11 protein-coding genes, 2 pseudogenes and 1 riboswitch are annotated in these 10,040 nt (G+C 36.2%); of the genes and pseudogenes, 8 read left to right on the plus strand and 5 right to left on the minus strand.

Features of this window, described 5'->3' with window-relative positions; genetic code table 11:
- Window positions 1-864 (plus strand): UvrD-helicase domain-containing protein (locus tag V7659_RS03325; RefSeq protein ID WP_335538081.1); only part of this gene is annotated, 864 nt, incomplete at its 5' end.
- 116 nt (window positions 865-980) lie between these two features.
- Window positions 981-1,607, plus strand: a pseudogene (locus tag V7659_RS03330) (DUF2238 domain-containing protein).
- Between the two features lie 48 nt (window positions 1,608-1,655).
- Here the strand turns inward: V7659_RS03330 and V7659_RS03335 are convergent.
- Window positions 1,656-1,790 carry a BA3454 family stress response protein gene (locus V7659_RS03335; RefSeq protein ID WP_335538083.1) on the minus strand — a complete coding sequence of 45 codons (135 nt, stop codon included), beginning with the start codon at window positions 1,788-1,790 and terminating at the stop codon, window positions 1,656-1,658.
- Window positions 1,791-1,975: 185 nt separating this feature from the next.
- Between V7659_RS03335 and V7659_RS03340 the strand changes: the two genes are divergently transcribed.
- On the plus strand, window positions 1,976-2,440 hold the full coding sequence (locus tag V7659_RS03340; RefSeq protein ID WP_335538084.1) for a GNAT family N-acetyltransferase: 465 nt from the start codon (window positions 1,976-1,978) through the stop codon (window positions 2,438-2,440).
- A gap of 16 nt (window positions 2,441-2,456) precedes the next feature.
- On the opposite strand, the gene V7659_RS03345 is transcribed toward V7659_RS03340, so the two are convergent.
- Window positions 2,457-2,687 (minus strand): hypothetical protein, encoded by a 231-nt coding sequence (locus V7659_RS03345; protein ID WP_335538086.1) that lies wholly within the window; start codon window positions 2,685-2,687, stop codon window positions 2,457-2,459.
- Window positions 2,688-2,885: 198 nt separating this feature from the next.
- Here V7659_RS03345 and V7659_RS03350 point away from each other — a divergent pair, with 198 nt between their 5' ends.
- Both V7659_RS03350 and asnS read left to right on the plus strand, forming a co-directional pair.
- Window positions 2,886-3,767: an alpha/beta hydrolase gene (locus tag V7659_RS03350; RefSeq protein WP_335538088.1), complete on the plus strand. Its 882-nt coding sequence runs from the start codon at window positions 2,886-2,888 to the stop codon at window positions 3,765-3,767.
- A gap of 172 nt (window positions 3,768-3,939) precedes the next feature.
- A complete protein-coding gene (gene asnS, locus V7659_RS03355; protein WP_335538090.1) occupies window positions 3,940-5,331 on the plus strand; it encodes an asparagine--tRNA ligase in 1,392 nt (463 codons plus the stop codon).
- A 48-nt stretch (window positions 5,332-5,379) separates the two neighbouring features.
- Here asnS and V7659_RS03360 read toward each other — a convergent pair whose 3' ends face one another.
- Window positions 5,380-5,553 carry a hypothetical protein gene (locus V7659_RS03360; protein WP_180230150.1) on the minus strand — a complete coding sequence of 58 codons (174 nt, stop codon included), beginning with the start codon at window positions 5,551-5,553 and terminating at the stop codon, window positions 5,380-5,382.
- Window positions 5,554-5,712: 159 nt separating this feature from the next.
- On the opposite strand from V7659_RS03360, the gene V7659_RS03365 reads away from it, so the two are divergent.
- The gene (locus tag V7659_RS03365; RefSeq protein WP_335538091.1) at window positions 5,713-5,937 is read left to right on the plus strand and encodes a helix-turn-helix domain-containing protein; all 225 of its coding nucleotides are present in this window, start codon (window positions 5,713-5,715) and stop codon (window positions 5,935-5,937) included.
- Window positions 5,938-6,021: 84 nt separating this feature from the next.
- Here V7659_RS03365 and V7659_RS03370 read toward each other — a convergent pair whose 3' ends face one another.
- A complete protein-coding gene (locus V7659_RS03370; protein WP_335538092.1) occupies window positions 6,022-7,503 on the minus strand; it encodes an amino acid permease in 1,482 nt (493 codons plus the stop codon).
- 105 nt (window positions 7,504-7,608) lie between these two features.
- A riboswitch (Lysine riboswitch) is annotated at window positions 7,609-7,800 on the minus strand.
- A 205-nt stretch (window positions 7,801-8,005) separates the two neighbouring features.
- Between V7659_RS03370 and V7659_RS03375 the strand changes: the two genes are divergently transcribed.
- Entirely contained in the window at window positions 8,006-8,818 is an 813-nt protein-coding gene (locus V7659_RS03375; RefSeq protein WP_335538094.1) for a YitT family protein, read from the plus strand.
- Between the two features lie 42 nt (window positions 8,819-8,860).
- Here V7659_RS03375 and V7659_RS03380 read toward each other — a convergent pair whose 3' ends face one another.
- On the minus strand, window positions 8,861-9,220 hold the full coding sequence (locus V7659_RS03380) for a winged helix-turn-helix transcriptional regulator (protein ID WP_335538095.1): 360 nt from the start codon (window positions 9,218-9,220) through the stop codon (window positions 8,861-8,863).
- A gap of 247 nt (window positions 9,221-9,467) precedes the next feature.
- Between V7659_RS03380 and V7659_RS03385 the strand changes: the two are divergent.
- Window positions 9,468-9,974 (plus strand): annotated as a pseudogene (locus tag V7659_RS03385) (nitroreductase family protein); the annotation flags it as partial.
- Window positions 9,975-10,040 lie beyond the last annotated feature (66 nt).

A 10,040-nucleotide genomic window follows, 5' to 3' on the forward strand; every position in this document is an offset into this window, starting at 1 on the left:
GAATATATGGATAAAAGCCTGCCGGTTGAGTGGAATAAAATTTGCAGACAGACGATGGATAAATTAAATGAGAAAGTCATACCATATGAGGATGCGACACCATACGTGTATCTCCAGGATTTAATTGAGGGGCGTAAGTCTAATACGGCGATAAGGCATATTTTTATTGATGAAGCACAAGATTATTCCCCATTTCAGTTTGCTTTTATTCAAACTCTATTTCCTTATAGCAAAATGACATTGCTCGGGGATTTTAATCAAGCAATATTTTCTGGTGCTACGGGTGCGGAAACTGTTCTAACTAACCAAGTCAAAGCGGGGGATGAGGTCGAAGCGTTTGTTCTTACCAAAACCTATCGATCGACAAAGGAAATTGTCGACTTTACCAGTACGTTGATTGAGGGCGGGGAAAAGATTGAACCCTTTAATCGCAGGGGCAGGAAGCCGTTAGTTTCAGTCATTGATGAGGATGGTAGAACAGGATTAATTGTAAGGAAAATAAAAGATTTTCAAAATGAAGGACATCGTACTATTGCAGTCATCTGCAGGACCTCTGATGAAAGCATAAGGGCCTATCGTGCGCTTAAGAACGAGATTTCATTGCATCTAATTGAGAAGGGAACAATCTCCTATGAAAAAGGGATTCTTGTCATTCCTTCTTACCTAGCGAAAGGAATTGAATTTGATGCAGTTATTTTGTACGATTGTTCCCAATACAAGGAAGAAAGTGAACGGAAATTATTTTATACTGTCTGTACAAGAGCCATGCATGAGCTTCATCTGCTTACCACATCAGGGATTAGTCCCCTAATGGAAGACACGCCAAATGATACTTACTTATTCGAGAAAACAAGTGTAATCTAACAATAAGGAAACTGTATGTCTCGTTGTAGAAACATACAGTTTCTTTTAGTTCATTAAAGAAGTATTTTCTTACCAACTTTTATACATGCAATCTACAACAAACCTGGAAACGAGGTATTCACTTGCTAAAGGAACATCGAAGTCTTATTATTTTTCTTCTGCTTTTCTCTACTGTACTTATTTGGTCGGCGATTCATCCGCATGATCGTTTCACGTGGTGGCTAGAAGTGATTCCGGCGCTAATTGGTGTATTTATCTTATTGTTAACCTATCGTTTCTTCCAATTTACAATACTTGTTTATTTTTTAGTCCTTGTTCATGCTTCAATCTTATTTATTGGCGGTCACTATACATATGCTGAAATGCCGTTGTTTAATTGGTTTAGAGATATTTGGGACTTGGACCGCAATTATTATGACCGTCTTGGCCACTTTGCACAAGGGTTTATTCCTGCAATTATTATCCGTGAATTATTGATAAGAACTTCTCCGTTGCAGGGTTCCAAATGGCTGCCCGTCACGGTGATCTGCATATGTTTAGCCATTAGTGCAACCTATGAATTAGTCGAATTCACTGTGGCTTTGTTAACAGGAGAAGCAGCTGAGGCATTCCTTTGAACTCAAGGGGATGTCTGGGATACCCAATGGGACATGCTGTTAGCGTTAATTGGCAGTATTACTTCCTATATTACTTTACGTTTTATTCATTCACGCCAGATTCAAAAAATTGTAACGAGAGATTAAATATAAACGGATAAAAAAACCAGCAGAATCACATCTGCTGGGTTTTTATTATTTCTTCCATTGCTTTTGAACTTGTTCTAATGCAAGTTGGAATATTTCATCCTCTGAAGTTTCACGATTGGCGATAACATTTGTTAAATAGCTTTTTCCTTCGAAAGTTACTGTTACTTCTACTTGTAGCATAAATAAAATCTCCTTTTCTATAAATAAAATAATTGGTTTTGTAATGTTATAAAAATTACACAACGATTAAACGTATTAAACAATTTGAAAAATTATGACATGAATTGTTCGACAAACATTTCTAAAGTATTCAATTTTGATATAATCATATTAGAAAAACTATAAAATGGAGGTTTCTAATTTCAATGTATTTTGAAGAGGTTAAAAAAGAAACGTTATATATCGCACTCGAGATGATTAACTCGAATCCCGAATATAATATTTTTGAAAATGGGAAAGAGGCCAGAACACTTGCTGACATGGAAGAAGAATTCTTAAATCCTAATACAAACAGTGCCTTTATTAAGCTTGATGACACGTATATTGGAATAATTGATTACTTGATAGAAAATCCGAAAGACCATTACCCATGGCTTGGTCTATTACTGCTGCATGGTGATTATCAAGGATATGGTTTCGGTTCACAGGCATTTGCAGTCTACGAAAATGAAATGCTGAAACGAGGCAAGAAAGTCGTTAGAATTGGTGTATTAAAAGAGAACATCCGAGCGCAACGCTTTTGGGAAGAATTAGGATTTACCTATTATAATTCAGCAACCATGAAAAATGGAAGTGGTATTTTTTGTTATGAAAAACAAATTGGACAATAACTTCCAACTTGAAAAGTTATACTTCCAAATACATAAATTGCTCCGCAAAGAGTTGAACTTGATCCTTGTCGATTTGGTTTTTTTTCAGTAGTGATTCTGCGATGATCACATGTGCCTGAATAGACGTATTTCTTTTTAAATCTCGTATGGACACATCTCCGTTTAATAAAAGGATTGCTTTTTCTTTAATGTCTTGATTCGTAGATGACTTGTATAATAGGTAGGCAATACATGTTACCTTATCCACAATTAACACTCCTCTATAATCAAAAATAACATTTTTTTACTATTTCGACGAGAAGCAACGTTTTTCCTGCTAATATTCTGAAAATTTATAAAAAACTTTAGAGATTATGTTTTTTTTATAAGAATCTTGGATACATGGTCTATTAATCAGAAAATTCAAATAAATTATAATAAAGAATCTTCGCGGGGGCGGTTGTTAATGTTTGAATTTAAGGAAGAAAAACTTTCTGGATTTGAGGTAGTTAAATCAATTGCCAAAGATGGTTTTCACATTAATGATGTCAAATATGAAAGCCCTTTCAAAGGCGAGGTTTCTGCCTATCTATTCATACCTGATAAACTAGGCCCTCTTCCTGCAGTCATTTATATGCACCCAAGTCAGGGAGATAGAAAAACATTTTTCTGTGAAGCCCAAATGCTAGCAACCAAGGGCTATATTACTCTGCTTATTGAAGCCCAATACTTAAGAGGGAATGGAAAACTAAAGTTACAAGGAAAGAACGAGTTTACAAAAACGATTGAAGAAATGGCAGATATTCAAAAATACATTCAAACAGTAATGGATATAAAAAGGGGAATCACATTGCTTAGTGAGCTAGGAAAGGTGGATAAATCCAAGATCGCTTTTGTCGGTCAAGGCATAGGGGCAGCGTGGGGTGGAATTCTTTCAGGTATTGATACTCGCGTAAAAACTTTTATTCTGATCTCAGGATATGGGCAAGTGTCAGAGATGCAAATGACAAGTGAGCACCCAATAGCCATGCTAATTCGTGGCTTTTTACCTCCTGAACGATTCGAATATTTTATATCGAGTCTTAAGAAATTGGATGCGATTCATTATGTTAAAAATGCTTCGCCAGCATCAATCTTTTTCCAATTCGCCGAAAATGACTTATACATCGACCGAGACCAAGCTAGCTCTTTTTATTCAACTGCCAGCTCTCCTAAAAAAATCAGTTGGTATGATACGAATCATTTATTTTCCAACTGCGAAGAAGCGCTTTATGACCGGATAAAATGGCTGAATGTCCTATTTACTGGACAGAATTCCAACTTTTCAAAAGAGTCGACAACGAACTAAAAAATTACTTTTAAAACGGAAATCTTGTTGAATATTGCTAATTTGATATGATTTTTATATAATATTGAAGGGATAAAAGAAAAACGATGATAGTATGGTGGAATATTACCTTTCGTCCCAATTGGGATGGAAGGTTTTTTACCTTTTTACATAAGATTTAGGAGGAAAATCAATGAAACAGGCCTTAATCAAGGACTTATACAGAAATACCGAAAGCTATATTGATCAAAAGGTAGAATTATCTGGCTGGATTCGTACCATTCGTGATTCTAAAACTTTTGGGTTCATCGAATTAAATGATGGCAGCTTTTTTAAAGGTGTACAGATTGTATTTGATGAACAGTTAGCGAACTTTAAGGAAATTGCCAAACTCCCAATCAGCTCATCTATTAGGGTGAAAGGGGATTTTATTCATACTCCACAAGCAAAGCAGCCTTTTGAAATTAAAGCAACTGACATTGTGATTGAAGGTACGTCAAATGTGGATTATCCATTGCAAAAGAAGAAGCATTCGTTTGAATACTTACGAACAATTGCTCATTTACGACCAAGGACAAATACGTTTTCAGCCGTTTTTCGTGTAAGATCGCTTGCATCCTATGCGCTTCATAAATTTTTCCAAGATAAAGGGTTTGTATATGTCCATTCGCCAATTATTACCGGCAGTGACACTGAAGGTGCGGGGGAAATGTTCCGAGTAACTACCTTAGATATGGACAATCTTCCAAAAAATGAAGAGGGCAAAACGGATCTTAGCAAGGATTTCTTTAACAAAGAAACCAATTTGACCGTAAGCGGGCAGTTGTCTGCTGAGGCGTTTGCTTTGGCATTCCGGAATGTCTATACCTTTGGCCCAACATTTAGAGCAGAAAACTCTAATACTGCAAGACATGCGGCAGAATTTTGGATGGTTGAGCCTGAAGTTGCCTTTGCTGAACTGCCAGATATTATGGATCTAGCTGAAGAAATGGTGAAATACGTAATTGGCTATGTATTAGAACAGGCTCCTGAAGAAATGAATTTCTTTAACAGCTTTATTGAAAAAGGTTTACTAGACCGTTTAAATAATGCCTATACAGCCGACTTTGGCCGTGTGACCTATACGGAAGCTATTGATATTTTACGGGAGTCCGGTGAAACGTTTGCGTATCCAGTTGAATGGGGCCTTGACTTGCAAACAGAACATGAACGCTATTTAAGCGAAAAGGTATTTAAACGACCTGTATTTGTTACTGATTATCCAAAAGAAATCAAAGCTTTCTATATGAGACTAAATGAAGACAACAAAACAGTTGCTGCAACAGATTTATTAGTACCGGGAATTGGTGAATTGATTGGCGGCAGTCAGCGTGAAGAACGTGAAGAAATCTTAGCAGGTAAAATAAATGAACTTGGCATGACTGAAGAGGATTACTGGTGGTACCTGGAATTAAGGAAGTATGGCGGCACGAAACATTCAGGTTATGGTATTGGTTTTGAGCGTTTAATTATGTATCTAACAGGAATGACTAATATTAGAGACGTTATTCCGTTCCCAAGAACGACAGGGAATGCTGAGTTTTAATTAAAAAGAGAAGACCAGTTTTCGAATTGGTCTTCTCTTTTTTTGATATTATTGGTCCTTTAATTCCTCTTCGAAAAAGAATGTTTCCGGGTGTTCCTTAACGATATAAGAATATCTTTTCATGTTTTTTACATATTGTGATTTTAGAATGGTGACGACTTCGCCAGTTTCAATAATATTTACAGATTGTCCGTTTTTGTATAGATTGGTTGAGTTTTTCACTTTAACACCCCTTTACCTATTCCTTATTTAGTATATCATAAAATCCCTAAACTCATTGCTATCTTATTGGATAATTAAGCCCAATTGGAAATCTTAAAGCCCACTTCCTTTCAAAACAAAACATAATGTGTTATGCTTTAAAGAAAGTGAGGTGTCATTTTGACAAATTATAAGGCAAGAAAAAGTAACCTCAAAGAATTACTATCCAAAAACGGTATGGACTTGGAAAGTTTGGAAAGGAATACAAATATTCCTCAAACTCAACTCAACGACTACTTGTCAAAGAAAGTAATGAACTTAAATACCGCAATGACCATTTCCAAAGAATTGAATTGCCGGATTGAAGATTTATATATTTGGTCTTCAGAGGAGAAGGAAGCATAGAAGCATAAAAAACAGACTCAAAAATAGAGTCTGTTTTTTGTTTTAAAAAAATAGTACGCATTTTGCGTACTATTTCTATTGCAATTAATGGTTTAAGTCGCATTCCTTTAAAGGAATTACTTTCGTTTTCTTAGTGAATTTATATCCTAGCCATACAACTAAAAATAATGGCAGGCCGATGTAGGAGACTAATACTCCATTCCAATCAATTTGATCACCCGTAAATGCTGAATAGTTTTGTCCTAAGACAACAAATCCACATACAAGAAAAGCAAAGATTGGACCAAATGGGAAAAGTTTTGATTTATATGGTAATAAGCTTAAATCTTTACCTTGGGCAATAAATGCTTTTCGGAAACGATAATGACATACAGCAATCCCTAGCCATGCGATAAAGCCAGACATCCCTGAAGCGTTTAACAACCAGATATACACTGTTCCGTCACCAAAGAATGAGGCAAGGAAAGCAAGTGTACCCACTAAAGTTGTTGCAATTAAGGCATTAACTGGAACGCCTCTTTTGTTTAATTTACCAAGAAATTTTGGGGCTTTACCTTGACGAGCTAAATCCCAAAGCATACGGGTTGATGCATACATGCCTGAATTTCCTGCGGATAAAACTGCAGTTAAAATTACTGCATTCATGATTGATGCAGCGAAAGCAATTCCTGCCTTTTGGAAAACCAAAGTAAATGGGCTCACGGTAACATCGCCATTTGCTAAATTGTCGTTTGTATAAGGAATAAGAAGACCGATGACTAAAATCGCCAATATATAAAATAATAAAATACGCCAAAACACTTGTTTTACTGCACGTGGGATGGCTTTCTTTGGATCCTCTGTTTCACCAGCTGCCACACCTAAAAGTTCTGTTCCTTGAAAGGAAAAGCCTGCAGCCATAAAGATGCCTAGCATCGACAAAAAACCACCGTGGAATGGTGCATCACCAATCGTGAAGTTTTTGAAGCCAGGTGCTTCGTTACCCATGATACCGATAATCATTAGCGTCCCAGTAATAACAAAAATAATAACTGTTATCACTTTGATTAAGGAAAACCAATATTCAGCCTCTCCAAAACCTTTGACAGAAAGGTAGTTTAAGAGAAACATAATCACTAAAAAGATACCACTCCAAATAAATGACGGTGTATCTGGAAACCAAAATTTCATGATCATCGTTACAGCAGCTAATTCTGCAGCAATGGTAATGGCCCAGTTATACCAATAGTTCCAGCCAAGTGCAAAGCCAAGGGATGGGTCGACAAATTTGGTGGCATACGTACTAAAGCTTCCTGCAACGGGCATATAGGCACCCATTTCAGCTAAACCTTGCATCAAAAAGAAAACCATCACACCAATAACAAGATAGGATAGAATGGCTCCACCAGGTCCTGCGCTATGGATTGCGCCTCCGCTGGCAAGAAAAAGTCCTGTTCCAATCGTTCCGCCAAGGGAAATCATGGTGAGATGACGAGATTTTAATCCCCTTTTTAATTCCGATGGGGCTTTTTGTATTGTTAAATCACTTGTATATTCAGACTCTTTTAATACTCTAGCTGTTTGCATAGTCTAGACTCCTCTTTTCTTCTTTTTTTCGAGAAGGAGTTTGGAATACAAAAAATGCCATCGAGGAATAATCGATGGCATTGTCAATACCCCGCATCATACCTTCCGAAAGATAGCTCAACACGATTAGCTGGTAGAAATAATCGTGACAGTTCTGTTCCTATTTGAAAACAGACCCAGCATACTTTTTGAAGAGTTAAAAGTACACTTCGGCAGCTTTTCCTTTCAAGCAGAGTCATGGATGTCTCTCACATCTCATCCACTTTACTAATAAAAACCGCGACCTCTACCTCATCGGTTTGATGAGGATTTATCATATGAAATTAAATATACTAATATACTATAGGAGTTTTTATAGAATTGTCAATAAGCAATCTTCTAATCATCATTAAACAGATAATTTATTTTATTAAAATAAATTTTTTATTTTACTTTAAGTGAGAGTATCGAGTATTATTTTTAAATAGAATTAATGCCTGTTGGTATTAGGAGGATTTTTAGCATGCAGATTGTTGGAATGATATTGGGATCTCTAATTGTTGTGGTTGCGTTTAACCTTTTCTTAATCCCACATGAAGTCTTGAGCAGTGGATTAAGTGGAATTTCAATGATTCTAGGGATGATCTCCCCTGTGAATACTGGAGTGGCAAATTTCCTGCTAAATTTTCCTTTATTACTTATTGGATATAAAATGTTGGGGAAAAGATTTATCGCGAATACAATCTTTTCGGTCATCATTATCTCAATAGGACTGTATTTAGTTCCCGTATATGCAATTGCTGATGATAGAATTCTTTCATCCATTTTTGGTGGTGCGCTAACCGGTTTAGGTGTCGGGATTGTTTTCCGTTCTTCCGGTTCGACTGGGGGATTTGACATTATTGGCATGATTGTATCCAGAAAAAGAGATTTTCCAATTGGTGTTTTACTTTCAGGCATGAATGCGATAGTTATTCTGATTAGTGGTTTTTTGTTCGATTGGGATTCTGCACTTTATACCTTAGTATCTATTTTTGTGACCGGTAAAGTAGTCGATGCAATCTATACGGACCACGCAAAATTAACATTAATGATCATTACAGATAAAGGCGAAGAGATGAGGAGTCATTTACTGAAAAATTTGTATCGAGGCTTAACTGTTATGGATGGTGTCGGCGGGTATTCAAATAACCAGCGGAATATATTGATAACGGTCATTTCCAGATATGAACTTAATGAAGTGAAAAACTTAATCACGGAAGTCGATTCATGTGCCTTTGTTAATATTACAGAAACCATTGAAGTAATGGGGCTGTTTCATCGGCCAAGTCCATAAATTAAGGGTTGCATCTATTAAATGGATGTAACCCTTTTTGTTTCATCGGGATATTCCTCGTTTTTTTATCCATTTCAATAACACATGGATAACCTCTTCAAGATCCTTCCCAGCTGGAGTTAATTCATATTCCACTTTTTTAGGTGATGTGGAAATTACCCTTTTAACAATCAATCCTTCATTCTCTAAATCACGCAAGCGCTCGGTTAACAAGCGGTCAGATATTCCAGGAATGGATGTAACAATTTCATGGTATCGCTTCGGTCCTTCAAGCAGTGAAAAAATAACAGAACCCATCCATCGTTTACCTATAAATTCAATCGCATTATGAAAATTGGTACATATATGCTTAATTTCCTCTGAAGAAGGAGTCATACACTTTTGGTAGTTAGATTCACTCATTTAAAATCCCTCTTTTTTACTATTCTAACTATATTATATCATAGTTTATTTTCTTGACGAAAGGCACTTACTAATAGTAAGATTGTTTTACACTTACTATTAGTAAGTTAAAATTATTAGGGGGAAAACTCTCATGCAAACTACCTTAACGAAAAGTTTATCTGAAGTGATTAAAGAACGTCACTCCGTTAGAAAAATATGATTCAACTTATCAAATTTCCAAAGAAGAAATAAANNAGCTACACAAGCCCCATCCTCAAGTAATCTACAGCCTTGGCGTTTTATTGTAATCCAAGACCAGGAGCTAAAAAAGGAGCTTAGAGCAGTAGCCAATAATCAAGAACAAGTTGAAACAGCATCAGCGGTTATTGCTGTCTTAGGTGACAAGGAAATGTATAAAAGCGTGGAAAAAGTATACCGAAGTGCCTTTGAAGCAGGGTTTATTGATGAGGCAAATATGAATCGATTAATTGAGGGAACCAATAAAACTTATCCATTTGCTTCAGAAGAAGTCTTAAAAAATATTGCTTCATTTGACGCTGGTTTAGTGTCGATGCAATTGATGTTGATTGCAAAAGATCGAGGATATGACACCGTGCCCATGGGTGGATTTGATAAAGAAAAATTTGTGAAAATGTTTAATGTTGAAGATCGACTATTTCCAATTGTGTTGATTTCAGTGGGGAAGGCGGCAGCACCTGCTTTTAATACCACTCGTTTGCCGTTGGAAGATGTTTTAATAGAATATAAATAAAAAAGGAGGCGCATGAAAAATTTTCATGCGCCTGCTTGTTTTTATATGATAATAAGTATAAGTTTT

Origin of the sequence: Neobacillus drentensis (assembly GCF_036966985.1) — a bacterium.
In the GTDB taxonomy this organism is placed as follows: Bacteria; Bacillota; Bacilli; order Bacillales; family Cytobacillaceae; genus Neobacillus; species Neobacillus drentensis_E.

Coding starts and splice junctions, on each gene's coding strand:
- V7659_RS03335 (WP_335538083.1), bottom strand. CDS start 1,790: ATGCTACAAGTAGAAGTAACAGTAACTTTCGAAGGAAAAAGCTATTTA.
- V7659_RS03340 (WP_335538084.1), top strand. CDS start 1,976: ATGTATTTTGAAGAGGTTAAAAAAGAAACGTTATATATCGCACTCGAG.
- V7659_RS03350 (WP_335538088.1), top strand. CDS start 2,886: ATGTTTGAATTTAAGGAAGAAAAACTTTCTGGATTTGAGGTAGTTAAA.
- asnS (WP_335538090.1), top strand. CDS start 3,940: ATGAAACAGGCCTTAATCAAGGACTTATACAGAAATACCGAAAGCTAT.
- V7659_RS03370 (WP_335538092.1), bottom strand. CDS start 7,503: ATGCAAACAGCTAGAGTATTAAAAGAGTCTGAATATACAAGTGATTTA.
- V7659_RS03375 (WP_335538094.1), top strand. CDS start 8,006: ATGCAGATTGTTGGAATGATATTGGGATCTCTAATTGTTGTGGTTGCG.
- V7659_RS03380 (WP_335538095.1), bottom strand. CDS start 9,220: ATGAGTGAATCTAACTACCAAAAGTGTATGACTCCTTCTTCAGAGGAA.